This window comes from Methanoregula formicica SMSP (assembly GCF_000327485.1).
GTDB classification, from domain to species: domain Archaea; phylum Halobacteriota; class Methanomicrobia; order Methanomicrobiales; family Methanospirillaceae; genus Methanoregula; species Methanoregula formicica.
Map to the genome: position 1 here is coordinate 2284986 of NC_019943.1, position 15204 is coordinate 2300189.

The 15204-nt window shown below is 60.5% G+C and carries 17 protein-coding genes; 4 read left to right on the forward strand and 13 right to left on the reverse strand.

Annotated elements, in window-relative coordinates; translation table 11 throughout:
- The 7 genes from METFOR_RS11345 to METFOR_RS11375 all read right to left on the reverse strand — a co-directional run bounded on the left by METFOR_RS11345 (nucleotide 1) and on the right by METFOR_RS11375 (nucleotide 5836).
- On the reverse strand, nucleotides 1–1215 hold the full coding sequence (locus METFOR_RS11345) for a succinate--CoA ligase subunit beta (RefSeq protein WP_015286286.1): 1215 nt from the start codon (nucleotides 1213–1215) through the stop codon (nucleotides 1–3).
- The gene (locus METFOR_RS11350) at nucleotides 1212–1742 is read right to left on the reverse strand and encodes a 2-oxoacid:acceptor oxidoreductase family protein (RefSeq protein WP_015286287.1); all 531 of its coding nucleotides are present in this window, start codon (nucleotides 1740–1742) and stop codon (nucleotides 1212–1214) included. The genes METFOR_RS11345 and METFOR_RS11350 overlap by 4 nt, the downstream gene beginning before the upstream one ends.
- Nucleotides 1739–2527, reverse strand: coding sequence for a thiamine pyrophosphate-dependent enzyme (locus METFOR_RS11355; RefSeq protein ID WP_015286288.1), 789 nt, complete (start codon nucleotides 2525–2527; stop codon nucleotides 1739–1741). The genes METFOR_RS11350 and METFOR_RS11355 overlap by 4 nt, the downstream gene beginning before the upstream one ends.
- Nucleotides 2524–3627 (reverse strand): 2-oxoacid:acceptor oxidoreductase subunit alpha, encoded by a 1104-nt coding sequence (locus METFOR_RS11360; RefSeq protein ID WP_015286289.1) that lies wholly within the window; start codon nucleotides 3625–3627, stop codon nucleotides 2524–2526. Before METFOR_RS11360 ends, METFOR_RS11355 begins: the two co-directional genes overlap by 4 nt.
- On the reverse strand, nucleotides 3624–3896 hold the full coding sequence (locus tag METFOR_RS11365) for a 4Fe-4S dicluster domain-containing protein (protein ID WP_015286290.1): 273 nt from the start codon (nucleotides 3894–3896) through the stop codon (nucleotides 3624–3626). The genes METFOR_RS11360 and METFOR_RS11365 overlap by 4 nt, the downstream gene beginning before the upstream one ends.
- Before the next feature lie 534 nt (nucleotides 3897–4430).
- The gene (locus METFOR_RS11370) at nucleotides 4431–5003 is read right to left on the reverse strand and encodes a FumA C-terminus/TtdB family hydratase beta subunit (protein ID WP_015286291.1); all 573 of its coding nucleotides are present in this window, start codon (nucleotides 5001–5003) and stop codon (nucleotides 4431–4433) included.
- Entirely contained in the window at nucleotides 5000–5836 is an 837-nt protein-coding gene (locus METFOR_RS11375; protein WP_015286292.1) for a fumarate hydratase, read from the reverse strand. The genes METFOR_RS11370 and METFOR_RS11375 overlap by 4 nt, the downstream gene beginning before the upstream one ends.
- Nucleotides 5837–5982: 146 nt before the next feature.
- Here METFOR_RS11375 and METFOR_RS11380 point away from each other — a divergent pair, with 146 nt between their 5' ends.
- From METFOR_RS11380 to METFOR_RS11395, 4 genes are all read left to right on the forward strand, one after another.
- Complete coding sequence (locus METFOR_RS11380; RefSeq protein ID WP_015286293.1) at nucleotides 5983–9438, forward strand: response regulator; 3456 nt, start codon at nucleotides 5983–5985, stop codon at nucleotides 9436–9438.
- Nucleotides 9439–9538: 100 nt separating this feature from the next.
- On the forward strand, nucleotides 9539–11452 hold the full coding sequence (locus METFOR_RS11385) for a sensor histidine kinase (RefSeq protein WP_015286294.1): 1914 nt from the start codon (nucleotides 9539–9541) through the stop codon (nucleotides 11450–11452).
- Nucleotides 11449–11841 (forward strand): response regulator, encoded by a 393-nt coding sequence (locus tag METFOR_RS11390; protein ID WP_015286295.1) that lies wholly within the window; start codon nucleotides 11449–11451, stop codon nucleotides 11839–11841. Before METFOR_RS11385 ends, METFOR_RS11390 begins: the two co-directional genes overlap by 4 nt.
- Nucleotides 11838–13094: an ATP-binding protein gene (locus METFOR_RS11395; RefSeq protein ID WP_015286296.1), complete on the forward strand. Its 1257-nt coding sequence runs from the start codon at nucleotides 11838–11840 to the stop codon at nucleotides 13092–13094. Before METFOR_RS11390 ends, METFOR_RS11395 begins: the two co-directional genes overlap by 4 nt.
- 28 nt (nucleotides 13095–13122) lie before the next feature.
- Here the strand turns inward: METFOR_RS11395 and METFOR_RS11400 are convergent, their stop codons facing one another.
- From METFOR_RS11400 to METFOR_RS15840, 6 genes are all read right to left on the reverse strand, one after another.
- Nucleotides 13123–13311 carry a hypothetical protein gene (locus tag METFOR_RS11400; RefSeq protein ID WP_158491384.1) on the reverse strand — a complete coding sequence of 63 codons (189 nt, stop codon included), beginning with the start codon at nucleotides 13309–13311 and terminating at the stop codon, nucleotides 13123–13125.
- Nucleotides 13312–13368: 57 nt separating this feature from the next.
- A complete protein-coding gene (locus tag METFOR_RS11405) occupies nucleotides 13369–13596 on the reverse strand; it encodes a DUF2281 domain-containing protein (RefSeq protein WP_015286298.1) in 228 nt (75 codons plus the stop codon).
- 105 nt (nucleotides 13597–13701) lie between these two features.
- Entirely contained in the window at nucleotides 13702–13932 is a 231-nt protein-coding gene (locus METFOR_RS14675; protein ID WP_015286299.1) for a hypothetical protein, read from the reverse strand.
- A complete protein-coding gene (locus METFOR_RS14680; RefSeq protein WP_015286300.1) occupies nucleotides 13929–14216 on the reverse strand; it encodes a hypothetical protein in 288 nt (95 codons plus the stop codon). The genes METFOR_RS14675 and METFOR_RS14680 overlap by 4 nt, the downstream gene beginning before the upstream one ends.
- A 208-nt stretch (nucleotides 14217–14424) precedes the next feature.
- Nucleotides 14425–14898 carry a hypothetical protein gene (locus tag METFOR_RS11415; protein ID WP_015286301.1) on the reverse strand — a complete coding sequence of 158 codons (474 nt, stop codon included), beginning with the start codon at nucleotides 14896–14898 and terminating at the stop codon, nucleotides 14425–14427.
- Entirely contained in the window at nucleotides 14888–15052 is a 165-nt protein-coding gene (locus tag METFOR_RS15840; protein WP_015286302.1) for a hypothetical protein, read from the reverse strand. Before METFOR_RS15840 ends, METFOR_RS11415 begins: the two co-directional genes overlap by 11 nt.
- Nucleotides 15053–15204: the final 152 nt, after the last annotated feature.

A 15204-nucleotide genomic window follows, 5' to 3' on the forward strand; every position in this document is an offset into this window, starting at 1 on the left:
TCACATCCCTCCCTTACCCAACTGATACATCTCGGAAGTAGGTTGTGATTCTGGCTTAGTTATTACGGCTACTGAATGTTGGCCTCCGTTTGGTTTTTTCCACGGACCGGGTTTCTTTTGATGTGGTTGTTCTGATGTCACCTCGACAGCCTTCTTGACGACAAGGTCCATCGTGTCCAGCATCTCGTACCCCTTCTCCGAGAGGAGGCGCCGGCCCTCGGCCTCGTTGGTGCCCGCGAGCCGGACAATGACCTTCTGCGGGATCTCCGCAGCGATGATACCCTTTGCCACCTCGTCGCACTTGGTGATGCCGCCCAGCAGGTTGACGACAATAACCTTTACGCTCGGGACGCTTGCGACAAGCCGTACGGCGTTCTTCACGCGCTCGCTCTCTGCCCCGCCGCCCACGTCGAGGAAGTTTGCCGCCTTCCCGCCATAGTACTCGATGAGGTCAAGCGTTGCCATGGTGAGCCCGGCGCCGTTGCCGATCACGCCGATCTTCCCGTCCAGCTCCACGTACGAGAAGCCGTGCTTCTCCGCCTCCCGCTCCCGCTCGGAGAGATCGCGGTTGACCGTGATCCCCTGCCTGCCCAGGGCATTGTCGTCCACGATGATCTTCGCGTCTGCGGCAAAGATGCCGTTCGGAGTGGCAACAAGCGGGTTAATCTCGGCAAGGAGTGCATCTTTTTCAATGAAGACCTTGTACAGCTTGTTGATGACCGGCCCGATCTCCTTAGGTGCACTGCCAAGGAGTTCGCGGATCAGGAACGGGGGCAGGTCCTTCATGAGCGGGTTTGCCACGACCTTCCGGATCAGCTCCGGGTGCTCCTTTGCGGTTACCTCGATCTCGACCCCGCCGGCCTCGGTGAAGAGGATGAGCGGCTGCCGGGATGAGCGGTCGACCGTGATGGAGAGGTAGTACTCGTGTTTTATGTCGAGTTTCTGTTCGGCAAGGACTTCCTTTACCGGCAGGCCCTTGATCTGCTTTGCGAAGAGATCCTTTGCCACCTTTGTGCCCGTGGCTTTGTCGGCCATCAGGATACCGCCGGCCTTGCCCCGGCCGCCCACATCCACCTGCGCCTTCAGGACGAATGCAGTGCCCAGTGCGTCAAGGTGGGGGGTGAGTTCGTCGGGCGATCGGATCAGGAATCCGGCAGGGACGGGGATCCCGGCCGCTTTGATGACATTCTTTGCCTCGTATTCACGGAGTTTCATGGCTGTTTCCCCAGCTCAAGGCCGAGCTGCATGGCTTTCAGGTTCAAGTCCCCGGTCCCTTTCGGCACGGAGTCGAGGATGGCGGATTTAAGCGACTCCTCGCTCACGACATGCGTTGCGGCAACGAGCGCCCCGAGCATCACGATATTGGCCACGATATCTTTCTTTAAGTTCTGCTTGGCCTCCCTGGTTGCCGGGATCCCGATGCACCGGCACTTCGGCCGGGAGTGGACAAGGGTTGAATCGATGAGCATGATCGCCGACTCCCGGGCGGAAGCGCCGTACTTCTCGAAGCCCTCCTGCGACATGATGACGAAGATGTCAGGGACCGAGACCTTGGGGTACAGGATCTGCTCGTCATCGATGACCACCTGGCTCATCGATGCGCCGCCCCGGGCCTCGGGCCCGTACACCTGCGTCTGGACGGCGAACTTGTTGTCGTACATCACCGCGGCCCGGCCGATGATGACCGCTGAAAGAATGATCCCCTGGCCGCCAAAGCCCGAGAACCGGATCTCGTGCCTCATGGCTTCACCCCCATGGCGGGACGGTTCCGCTTCGTGAGCTCGCCGACCACGAACAGCTCCTCCGGGATTGGCTGGCCCTGGTCGAGCAGGCGGTCCCGTTTCGCCTTCAGGAGCGAGTGGGACTTTAAGAACTCGACATGATCCATGACCTGCCGGAACTTGTTCCGGCGCCCGAACGCCGTGGGGCACTGGACCAGCACCTCGATGAACGAGAAGCCCGGGGTCTCGAGGCCGACCTTCACGGCCTTCTCGAGCTCCTTCACGTGGTAGGAGGTCCAGCGGGCAACGTAGTTCGCCCCTGCTGCGGTTGCGAGTTCGCAGAGGTCGAAGGGCGGCTCGGTGCAGCCGTAGGGCGTTGTCGAGGAGAGGCACTTTAACGGGGTGGTCGGGCTCCCCTGCCCGCCGGTCATGCCATAGATCTGGTTGTTCATGCAGACAACCGTCATGTCGATGTTCCGGCGGCAGGCGTGGATGAAATGGTTGCCGCCGATGGCTGCAAGGTCGCCGTCGCCCGTGAAGACCACGACATTGAACGCGGGTTTTGCCATCTTGACACCGGTAGCGAACGCGAGCGCCCGCCCGTGGGTGGTGTGGAGTGAGTCGGTGAGGATGTAGCCAGGGGCCCGCGAGGAGCAGCCAATGCCGGAGACGAACACGGTGTCCTCCTTCTTCCAGCCCATCTGGTCGACCGCTGCAAGCGTGCAGTTGATGATCGTCCCGTTGCCGCAGCCGGCACAGTAGATGTGGGGGAGCCGGTCCGTGCGGAACCACTCGTCGTAGCTCATGCTTTCCCCTCCAGCACCTTCACCAGTTCCGCAGGCGTGTGGAGCTCCCCGCCCAGTTTCGGGATGGGGACGACCGGCACCTTCACGTGCCGCTGGATCTCGCGGGCGATCTGCCCGAGGTTCATCTCGGGAACGAGGAAGCGCTGTGCGTTTTTGAATTTCGCAAGCGCTTTCTCCGGGAACGGCCAGACCGTCCGGATCCGGAGGAACCCGATGTTTGTGTCCTTTTTATCGTGCATCACCTGCATGACCGTACGGACCGGGCCGCCGTAGGCAACGAAGACCTGCTCCGCGTCCGGGTTGACGATATCGTAGTCCGCCATCTCGTCGCGGGCGTTCTCGATCTTGTCCACGAGGCGCTTGACGAGCGCAGCGTGCAGCGGGGGGTTCGTTGCCGCCGGGTAGCCCCGCTCGTCGTGCGTCAGGCCGGTCACGTGGACGTGCTGGCCGGTGCCGAACGTCGGGAAGCCGGGGATGAGGTCCGGGTCGGTGACTTTAAACGGGGGGGTGCCCGGTACAAACGGTTTCCTGCCGATCTTTTCTACAGAATCGGGGACAAGGATCTTTTCCCGCATGTGGCCGACGGTCTCGTCTGCCATGAGGAATACTGGCGTGCGGTACTTGTCCGCGAGGTTGAAGGCCTTTGCCGTGAGCTCGAACATCTCCTGCACGGTGGCAGGCGAGAGAGCGATGACCGCGTAATCGCCATGCGAACCGAACCGTACCTGCATCATGTCCCCCTGCGCTGACATCGTGGGCTGGCCGGTGGAGGGGCCGCCCCGCTGGACATTGACGACAACGCAGGGCGTCTCGGTCATGGCGGCAAACCCGATGTTCTCCATCATCAGCGAGAAACCGGGGCCGCTCGTGGCCGTCATGGCACGGGCGCCGGTCCAGGATGCCCCGATGATCGAGGCCATGCTCGCGATCTCGTCCTCCATCTGGATGAAGACCCCGCCTTTCTTCGGGAGCTTCGCTGCCATCAGCTCGGCGACCTCGGTCGAAGGCGTGATGGGGTACCCGCCGAAGAAGTTACAGCCGGCGGCAAGCGCCCCCTCGGCGCAGGCCGTATTGCCCTGCCAGAATTCAGTCCGCGTCAATATTCAATCGCCACCTTGTGGGGTTCGTACGGTTCTTCCTCGACCCAGTGGATTGCCTGGTCGGGGCAGGTGAGCTGGCAGACCCCGCAGAGCTGCCGGCCATAAAGGTTGCGGAGCCGGCAGTTGGTGCAGCGCTCGGGACGGTCCAGCTCGGGAACGGCAACCCCTTTGCGGTTCAGCTTCTTTCCCTCCCGGAAGATCTTATACGGGCAGACTTTCGTGCAGAGGTTGCATCCCTTGCACCGGTTCTCGTCGATGGCGAGCTTCATGGGTCGGAGTCCTGATCGTAGTACTTATACGGGAACTGTTACAAAAAACCTGTCTTTCGGATCATTACAGATAATTGATCCCCCTTTGCGCCATCCCTGCCCCCCAAAGGGGGGCGGGGGCGCATGCGATGCCGCTGTATTACCTAAAAGGGATACTCTGACAAAGAGGTGTTTTCATAAAATGAAATTTGAAATTGAGGCCGCCGCGGGGAGTCAATCATCGCATCAGCGAGGATTGACTGGAGAAGGTTTCAACCTTCGACTTCGCCCTTCGGGGATTGAGTGGTTCATCAGAACCACGAAGTCGAGAAGAACCATCAGGTTCTTTGAGTCGGCGGCGGCAACCATCTTCATGGGGGTATGGGGGCATCAGCCCCCATCATTACTTCAAATGATTTCAACAGAACAAAAACTTCGAATGTCCCCTTGCTCGAAGAACCTTGTTGATTCTTTTCGTGTCTCGGTTCTGATGATTCTCACCAAACTAAGAGCATGAAAAGAGGGTTAGAGAACTTGCAGCACAATCCCTTCCCATTACTTACCCGGCTTGCACGACCCCGGCACATACTTCCGGAACGCCTCGTCCGCCTTCTTCCGGGCCGCCTCGAAGATGTCGGTCCCGTGCGAATCGATCCCGACCACAACCGGAAGCCGGTCGAGGGCTATCGCCCAGACCGCCTCGGCCATCCCGAGGTCATCGTAGTACACGCCTTTGAGTGTCATGCGGGTCGAGGCGAGGGCTGCGCACCCCCCGGTGAACGCGAGGTATACACCCTTTCCTTTCAGCTGGCTGCGCACGGTTGCTCCCATGCCGCCCTTGCCGATGAACGCCCGGACTCCCCTGTCGATGAGGAATCCTTCCATCTCGTTCATCCGGGCAGAGGTCGTGGGGCCGGCGGCGATGACGTTGCCGTCCTGGATCACCGGGCCGCAATGGTAGATGACCGCACCCTCCGGGTTGAACGGGATCCCGTCCTCCTGCATCCGGAGGTGCGCCTCGTCGCGTGCGGTATACACGATGCCCGAGAGCTCGACATGGTCGCCAGCCCTGAGTTCCAGCACCTCGTCGCCAAGCGGGGTCGTGAGCCAGACGGGCTGTGCGGTCACAACCTCACCTCCACGGTTGCGTGCCGGTTGGCCCAGCACTGGATGTTGACTGCAACCGGCAGCGAGGCCGTGTGGCAGCCGGCGGTTTTTACCTTTACCGCGAGCGCCGTGAAGTCCCCGCCCAGACCCATAGGCCCGATGCCGAGTTTGTTGACTGCGCAGAGAAGCGACTGTTCGAAGTCAGTCATTTTGTCAACCGGTTCGAGCAGCGCCTCCTTAGCGAGGGCTGCTGCGCCGTCGAACGTCCCGCCGATCCCGACACCGATGATGACCGGCGGACAGGGACGTGCCCCCGCAAGGTACATGGTCTCGACCACGAACTTTTCTACCTGGTCCTTCTGCGACGGGAGGAGCATGATCGTCCGCGACATGTTCTCCGCGCCGGCACCCTTCGGGAGTACCGTGACCGTGAACTTCTTCCCGGGCTTCACATGGATGGCCGGCATTCCTGCGCCGGTATTATCGTTGGTATTGTGCCGGGTGAGCGGGTCCACCACGTTGGGACGGAGGGGGATCTCCTCCGTTGCCCTCCGTACACCTTCCGCAACTGCATCATACAGCTCCTGCGTGAGCGGGACAGCGGGTGGGATGGTGAGATAGATGACGGGGACACCGGTGTCCTGGCACAGCGGTACGCCACGTTCCCCGGCGATTTTGATGTTGTGCAGGATGTTGGCAAACTCAGCCCTCGCAACCGGGTTTGTCTCGGCACGGGCTGCATCCCCGATCACCTTCAGTACATCCACCGGCAGGTGGATGACGGCCTCACGGTACGCCGCGAGCGTGGCGGAGGCGAGCGCTGCATGGATACGATCGGGGTCCGTAACCTGCATTCAGATATACTGGGGGGCGGGGGGTAATATAGCGAACGGAGAGCCTGAAGCAGGCTGGATTTTCAGGCACTGTTTCTTTTTAGCCCCCTACCCCGGATACCGTTACTACAGAAAATGCTATATCAGAAAGCGCACATGGTTGAACTATGCCGGACAGGATTCGGGCTCTCTATGTTGATGATGAGCCCGGTCTCCTTGAAGTCGCCCGCCTGTTCATTGAGCAGTCCCCCGAGTTCATTGTCGAAACTGCGGAGTCTGCACAAGCTGCCCTCAAATCTCCCGCTATTGCCTCCTGCGACGCCATCATCTCCGACTACCAGATGCCGGGCATGGACGGGATCGCGTTTTTGAAGGCCGTCCGGGAGAAGTACGGCGATATCCCTTTCATTCTCTTCACGGGGAGGGGGCGCGAGGAGGTGGTGATCGACGCCATCAACAACGGGGCCGACTTCTACCTCCAGAAAGGCGGGGACCCGACAGCGCAGTTCGCGGAGCTGGCGCACAAGATCCGCCAGGCCGTGAGCCGGAAGAGGAGCCAGGACGAGCTCAAGGCCGCGTACGAGCAGATCACGGCTTCCGAAGAGGAACTCCGCGGCCAGTACGAGGAACTGGCTGCAGGAGAGCGGCGGGTGAGGGAGAGCCAGGAACGGTACCGGAGCGTTATCGAGAACTCACCCTATGGCATGCATTTCTACGAGCTGGATCCGGTCCGCGGGCTCGTCTTTGCCGGGGCGAATCCCGCTGCCGACCGGATCCTCGGGATCTGCCACGAAGAACTGGTCGGCAGGACCATCCTTGAGGCGTTCCCCGGTCTTGCAGGAACGGAGATCCCCATGAGGTACCGCGGGGTGGCAGAGTCCGGGACTCCCTGGCAGACCGAGCAGGTGGTATACGAAAAGGGCGTGATACACGGGGCTTTTGCCGTCACGGTCTTCCGCCCGGCGCGTGGCTCCATGGCCGCAATGTTCCTGGACATCACCGGGAGAAAGAAAGCCGAGATGGAGCGCCAGGAGAGCGAGGAGAGGCTCCGGAGTTTCATGGATTCGGCAACGGACTCATTTTCCATCTGGGATGCCCGCCTCAACCTCGTTGACATGAACCGGGTCGCACTTTCCTACCTCCCCCCGGGGACACGAAAGGAAGATATCATCGGCAGGAACTTAAACGAATTCCTCTCGGGGGAAGGCGAATGGGGTTCGATCGAACGGTACCGCGAGATCATGAAGACCGGTGTCCCGCTCACCGGAACCGAGAAAATGACTGAATCGGCTACCGGGACGCGCTGGCTGAGCGTGAAATGTTTCCGCGTTGGCGATGGCCTCGGGATCATGACAACGGACGTCACACAGGAGAAAGCAGCGGAGGATCGGCTCCGCGAGGCGTACGATAACCTCGCTGCTTCAGAGGAGGAACTCAGGCAGCAATTCGGGGAACTTGTTTCTGCCCAGGAAGAACTGCGGGAAAGCCGGCAGCAGATGACCGAGATAGCAGACACGGTACCGGGCGTGATCTACCAGTCACACTTCCGTCCTGACGAGAAAGAAAAATTCACGTTCATCAGCAGCCGTGGACCCGAGGTTTTTGGGATCAGCGCCGATCCCGACGGCTTTTCAGAACGGTTCTTTGCGCAGGTGGATAAAGACGACCAGGAGCCGCTGGCCCGTTCAATCAGCCAGGCGGTAAAGAATGAGCTGCCCTGGGAGTATGAAGGCCGGTTCACCAGGCCTTCGGGAGAGAAGATATGGTTCCAGGGGATGGCCCGGCCGGTGCGGAAGCCATCCGGACTGTATTACACGGGAGTCCTGCTGGATATCACCTCGCGCAAGCAGGCCGAGGAGGCACTGCGTTCAAGCGAGGAACGCCTCCGGCTCTTCATCCAGCAGGCTCCCGTGGCAATCGCTATGTTCGACAACGAGATGCGCTACCTTGCTGCCAGCCGCCGGTGGTTAGCCGATGCCAGCCTCAGCGACCGCGACATTGCCGGCCGGTCCCATTATGAGATCTTTCCCAACCTTCCCGACGACCTCAAAGATGCCTACCGCCGCGCCCTTGCCGGGGAGGTAGTCTCTTCGAGCGAGTACCGCTTCGTGAACGAGAGCGGAGCGGTCCAGTGGTTTACCTGGGAAGTGCGCCCGTGGTACAATATCGGCGACACGATCGGCGGCATCATTCTCTTTTCCGAAGATATCACCAAACGGAAAGAGGTGGAGGAGAGACTCCGGGAGAGCGAGGTGAAGTACAGGTCTCTCATGGACGTCTCTCCTGTTGCCGTTGCCGTGCACCGTAACGGAAAGGTGGTCTATGTGAACCCGGAGGCCGTACAGCTCCTGAAGAGCAGGCGTGCCGAGGACCTCATCGGGAAAGAGGTTTTGCCCTTCATCCACCCGGATTACCATGAAAAAGCACGCGAGGAGTTCCGCCGCATGGCCGATGACGGCGAAATGATCCCGCTCCAGGAGGAGACCTTCCTTGCGACAAACGGCGAACCGTTCACGGTGGAAGTTGTGGCAAAACCAATCCGGTACGAGGGGCTGCCCTCTGTCTTTGTGGCATTCCGGGATATCACGGAACGGAAAAAGATGGAGGCGGCCCTGCGCGAGAGCGAGGAGAAGTACCGGAACCTTGTCGAGAACGCGACCGAGGCAATCTTCATCCACCAGGACTGGCGCATGATCTACGCCAACCCGCGGATGGCCGAGCTGCTCGGTGTCCCTGTGGGGAACATTCTCGAACACTTGTTCCTGGATTATGTCTGGCCCGCTGACCGGGCATTCGTCCTGGACCGCTATACCCGGAGGATGGCAGGCGAGGACGTCCCGACAAACTACGATTTCCGGATGACCGCGCCGGAAGGGAAGCTGCTCTGGGTCCATATCTCGATTGCAAACATCACCTGGCAGCAGAAGCCGGCAACCTTAAACCTCCTCACTGATATCACGGAGCGGAAACGCGCCGAGACTGCCCTCCAGGAGGCCTGGCGGAAACTCGCGCTCTTAAACAGCCTGACCCGGCACGACATCAGGAACCAGCTCATCACGCTACAGGGGTTCACCCAGTTTGCAAAAAAGAAGGAGCAGGACCCGGCCATTGCCGGGTACCTGGAGAAGATCGACTCCTGCGCAACCATGATCCGCGGGCAGATCGAGTTCATGAAGACCTACCACGAACTGGGCGTGAACTCCCCGTCCTGGTACCTGCTGGATACGGTCGTTTCAAAGGCCTGCATCAGGGAGCTGCCCTGCCGGAACCTCTGTTCCGGAACCGGGGTCTTCGCCGACCCGATGCTGGAGAAGGTCTTTTTTAACCTCTTTGACAATGCCTGCCGCCACGGGGAGCATGCAACGGAGGTGGTTGTCCGCTGCGAGAGAAAAGGGGATGAACTCACCATCGTCGTGGAGGACAACGGGATTGGGATCCCGGATAACGAGAAGGAGAAGATCTTCGGGAAGGGGTTTGGGAAGAACACGGGGTTTGGTCTCTTTTTAGTCCGGGAGATCCTCTCGATCACGGGGATCACGATACGGGAGACAGGGACACCCGGTAAGGGAGCACGCTTCGAGATCCTCGTTCCCCGCGAATGCTGGCGGAAGAACGGGGCGTAAGAGGCAGATGCCGGTCGTTTGTCCGTCGCTGCTGCCCGCCATTACGAAAACGGCCCGACAGAAACTGTTATTATATATAAATTAGTATTCCCTCATATCCATGAGCCTCCAGTCCCGCGTCCTGATCCTCTACCTCTGCATCGCTGTACTGGTACTCATCCTCATTGGCGGGGTGCTCCCGGCAACCCTGCACAAGCAGAACCTTGACACGGTCTCCGCCGATTCGATCAGCCAGCTCCGGCACATCGATTTTGCCCTTACCACCTTCATCGATGAGGCAAAGCACGACGTTGCCGAGCTCGCGCTCAACGAGGACGTCCGTACCAGGGAGGACGCGGGATTCACGCAGTTTTTGAATGCCTCCGAGGAGACCTTCCGGTATTCCTACAGTGACAGGGAACTCGCGATCATCGCTGTCCTGAAGGGTTACCAGGTCTCCCACCCGTACGTCAGCTCGGTGTACATGGGCCGGGAGAACGGGGCCTTCGTGCGGTCCTTCCCCCGGCGGCCCACGGCCTACGATCCCCGCGAACGCCCGTGGTACATCCTTGCAAAGGAGCACCCCGGAGAGGTCTCGGTGACGGAGCCCTACAAGGCCGTCACGACAGATGACGTGAACATCGGGATCGTAAGCCCGCTCCAGCACCCGGACGGGACCGTCTATGGCGTCGTGGGAGTGGACATCACGCTCGTCAACCTGACCAGTTACATCACCTCGGTCGGCCGGGTGGGAGGCAGGGAGATGATCCTCACCGATGGGAAAGGGACGATCCTTGCCGCACAGGACCCGGCGCTGCTCTACCATCCGGTGAGCGATGTCCTCGGCGACAAGACTCCCGCGTTCCTCTCCTCGCAGGACGGTGTGCTTGTCCTCGACGGATCCTACCTGATGTATTACACGTCCCCGGAGCTGGGCTGGAAGATCGGGACGTTCGTCCCGTTCACCGCGATCGAGGAGGAGATCAATGCATCCATCCAGCGGATCCTCCTCTTCGTGCTCCTGGCTCTCGTCCTGCTCAGCGTCATCACGATCCTTGCCCTCCGCTACACCGTGATCCGGCCGCTTACCGCCCTGACCGAAGTGAGCCGGAGGATCGCCGAGACCGGCGACCCGGAGCAGGAGATCGAGGTCACCGGCACCGGCGAGATCGCGACCCTGTCCCGGTCGTTCCGGGCAATGGTGGAGAAGATCCACAGCGAGAAGACGGGACGGGAGCGGGCCCTCCTCCAGCTGGAGGCCTACCGCGATCACCTCGAAGAGATCGTTGCGGAACGGACCCGCGAGCTGGCACAGGCCAAGGAGGCCGCCGAGTCGGCCGACCGTCTCAAGTCCGCGTTCCTTGCCACGATGTCCCACGAGCTCCGGACACCCCTCAACTCGATCATCGGCTTCTCGGGCGTGCTCGGGCAGGAGCTGGCCGGGCCCCTCAATGACGAACAGAAGAAGCAGCTTGGCATGATCTCCGACAGCGCAGAGCACCTGCTTGCCCTGATCAACGATGTCCTGGACATCTCGAAGATCGAGGCCGGCCAGCTGAAGGTCGAAGCCGGGGCCGTGGAGGCCCGCCCGCTGCTTGAGAAGGCCGTCCGCACGGTGAAGCCGCTTGCCGAAGGAAAAAACCTCGCGCTGGACCTGGAGATCGACCCGGGGGCGGGGACGGTGATCGCGGACAGCCGGCGCTTCGAGCAGGTGCTCCTGAATCTCCTCTCGAATGCCATCAAGTTCACCGACAAGGGCTCGGTCCGCGTCCGCTGTACGGCTGAGGGGGCCATGGTCCGCATCAGTGTCACGGATACGGGGAGAGGGATTCAGAAAGAATACCTGGAGCGGCTGTTCAGGCCGTTCACGCAGATCGAGACCGGCCTTTCACGGAAGTACGAGGGCACCGGCCTCGGGCTTTCGATCTCAGAGCGGCTTGTCGCCCTGATGGGAGGAGAGATCACGGTGGAGAGTGAACCGGGCAGGGGGAGCACCTTCTCCTTCACCCTTCCCCGAAAGCGGAGTGCATCATGACGGTACGCGTGCTGTATATCGAGGACAATGACCAGAACTTCTATCTTGTGAACTTCATCCTCTCTGCAAAGGGCTGGACGGTGATCCGGGCAAACAACGGCAGGGAAGGAATCGACCTGGCAGTAAAGGAGGTGCCGGACGTAATCCTGCTCGACATCCTGCTCCCCGTGATGGACGGGTACGCCACCGCACGGGAACTGCGAAAACTTCCCGGGCTTTCCATGACGCCCATTATCGCCGTCACCTCCTATGCCATGGCAGGCGACCGCGAGAAGGCGCTTGCTGCCGGGTGCACCGCGTATATCGAGAAGCCCATCAACCCGAAGACCTTCACCGACCAGGTCAGCCGGTACCTGTCCCCCGGAAGCCCATGGGGTGAGGGGCCATGAGACGGGTCCTCATTGCAGACGACAACCCGCGGAACAACTACCTGCTCGAGGCCATCCTGAAAGGGAACGGGTACGAGGTGGTGCCGGCACAAAACGGCGCCGAGGCCCTTGACCGTGCACGGGAGGCACCCCCGGACCTGATCGTCACCGATATCCTGATGCCGGTGATGGACGGATTCGAGCTCTGCCGGCAGTGGAAAGCGGATGCGGTCCTGAAGACCATCCCGTTCATCTTCTATACGGCCACCTACACCGATCCAAAGGACGAGAAGTTCGCATTGAGCCTGGGAGCGGACCGGTTCCTGACAAAGCCGCAGAAGCCGGATGCCCTGCTCCGGGCGATCCAGGAAGTCCTTGCCGGGACCGGGGGCAAAACGCCCGGCGCCCAAGGGCCGCTGGAAGGCGACGAAATGGAGGTGCTGCGGCAGTACAACGAGGTGCTCTTCCGCAAGCTGGAGAAGAAGATCCAGGAGCTCGAGACCGAGATCGCCGAGCGGAAGACTGCCGAGCAGCAGCGCGAACTGGTGATCCGGGCGCTCGAACACAAGAACGACGAGCTTGCCCGGTTCACGTACACCGTCTCCCACGAGCTCAAAAACCCCCTCATCACCATCCAGGGCTTTGCCGGGCTGATCGAGGACGAGCTTGCCCGGGGCGCCCCGGAACCCGCCAAGCTCCTCGAGCATACGAGACGGATCTCCGCTGCCGTGAAGACGCTGGCATCGCTCCTCTCCGACCTTCTCAAGCTCTCCCGGGCGGGACAGAGCGCCTGGCAGCCGGTGCCTGTTGCGCTCGCCACGGTCATTGACGAAGCAACCGCCCTCCTGTTCAGGCCCCTCGCTGAGAACCGCGTCCGGCTCGAGATCGCGCCCGACCTCCCTGTCGTCACGGCCGATCCCGCCCGCCTGCGGGAGGTCTACCTCAACCTGATCGAGAACGCGGTCAAGTTCCGCGGAAGCCAGGAGAATTTGGTCATCACCATCGGCGTGGACCGGGACGGGGGTGACCCGGTCTTCTTTGTCCGGGACAACGGGGCGGGCATCGACCGCGCCTACCTGGACCGGATCTTCAACCTCTTCGAGAAACTGGACGCAGAGACACCGGGCACCGGGGTCGGCCTTGCCATCGTGAAGCGTATCATCGAGGTGCATGGCGGAACGATCCGGGCGGAGTCGGAAGGGCCCGGGGAAGGGACTACGTTCCGGTTCACCCTCCCGGGGCGGTACCCGGGCACGCTTCCGGAGGTCCCGTAAAGGATCGCTTTTTCCGGCTGGAAAAGGTTCACCGCTTTTTTTCCATCTTCTTTTCCCTTAAATCCCCGCTGGCAAGGATATCCCCGTCAATAAATTTCTGGAATTCCTTTGGTTTTCGTTCCCGCAGATATATTACCCCGAGCGTATGCAGGGCGAAATCGGTAACATGCAAAGACGAGAGATCGGCCCGTTTAAAAAATGCCTTGTCTTCCTCCACACGCGAGCGGCGGAGTATGTATCCGAGGAAAATATTGGTATCCAGAAGATACATCATTCAATCCCGCCATTCATTGGCCTTGTGCCGGAGATCGACCGATGAATACTGGGATCCAAGCTCCTCAAGCGAGCCTTCGGCAACACACATGAATTGTGTCGGGGATTGTGTCGGGGAACGTTTTTTTGAACGCTTTACCAGCTCGTCGATATAGTGCTCCGCTTCTTCCTTCAGGTCAGGAGGCAGGGTGCGGATTTTATCTTCAACGGAACCGGATGAGGAGGACATTGTCGTACTATTTTATTGATGCTGGTGAATACAATCCATTCGTTATACCAGATAACAACACGCAGGAAACGGTCTCCTGCCGGTTGTACGGGTAAAAAAGGGGAATTATCCCCCGGTCTTTCTCACCAGGTGCTTCAGGAAGAGTACCTGGCCCATACCAGGGAATTCCCGCCAGGATCCCAACGATCCTCTCCGCTGTCCCGGGTCCACGATCTCCTCCAGCACGAGGCCGGCAATAGCAAGGAAGAGGGTCCAGAAGACCTTTTTTACCTGTTCTTTCTTTCCCAGCGTTTCTGCGATCACTTCCGTGTCGGTCCTGGTGGCAAGCCGGATCATCTTCGGGATGACTCGAAGAACGCTAACGCGTTCTTCTCAACCTTCGGGTTCTGATGATCCCTCTGGAAGGCAAAAAGCGGCAGGAAGAGGAGGACGGCGCCGATCACCGCGAGCGGGGCAGCAGTCTTCTGTGCGAAGAAGACCCCGGCCGGCACCGCGATAGTCGCAGCCATCATGCCGGCCATGAACGCCTCGCTGAAAAAGAACCAGCTCTTCTTCTCAGTGATTATGGCCTGCTCTTCCCCGTTGAGTTCGTTCGCGTCAAACCCGCCGATCGCGTGCAAGGACCCCGCACCGGAACGCGGCGATGGATGAGGCGACGGGGGGGCCCGGTTGTTCTGGTGCGCCGGTGTCGCTCATTCCCTCTCGCTGCTCCCGTCCGCCATGATAGCAAACGCGAAGAACTTCGTTCTTCTCGTGGTCAGGGCCTGACGGCCCTTATCGAGTCGAAGATTACTTTGTAATCTTCTCCTGTTTCGGGTCTGATGACCCTCAACAGAAATCATCGCTTCGCTCGCCTCCGATGACCATCTCAAACGCCGGGCTCACGTACCCGCCATTTGCCGGGCTGAAGTCCCGGGCAAGACCGGGCCGCTTTCGTTTCGCGGTCCGGAACCGGACCGTGTGGGTGCCCATGGCCCGGGGATACACCCGGCGCCCGGTCACGTCCCGCATCTCCCGGTACGGCGGGACCTCGAACCAGTCCGGCCAGAACCGGACGCCGCGGGGGATGTCGGTTCCCCGCATGAGGTCCGGCAGGCGCTGCGGCTGCATGTTGTCGTAGATGACATCCACGATCAGGTCCGCTTCGCCCGGGGTGTCGCCCAGGTCGAGCTCGTAGAAGACCGGGTTTCTCCGCACTTCTTCGAGCGTGAGCGGCGTCTCTTTGGTGAGCGGCTCAAGACCGGAGAACGTGCCGCGGTACAGGCCCGTCACGGTTGCGGCCGGCCCTGTCTCACCGGGCATGCTGTGCCCCCGTGAATTCTTCATGCTCGGCGCGGAGGGCCTTGAACTCCTCCACGATCTCGTCGTACCTGCCGATCTTCTGGTGGATGGCAAAGAGCAGCGGGTAGAGGGGGAGGACGGCGCCGAGGGTTATGGTGATGATTTCTGTGTTCATGATGTGTAGCCTCAAATATGATGAGAGGAGATTTTGCCTCCTCCTTTTTTCCCTTCACTCCTCTGATGTTCCTTCCGCGAAATGGACTCCCCCCTTACGCCAGCCCTGACTCGAAGAACCTTGCAGGTTCTTCTCGTGTCTCGGGTCTGAAG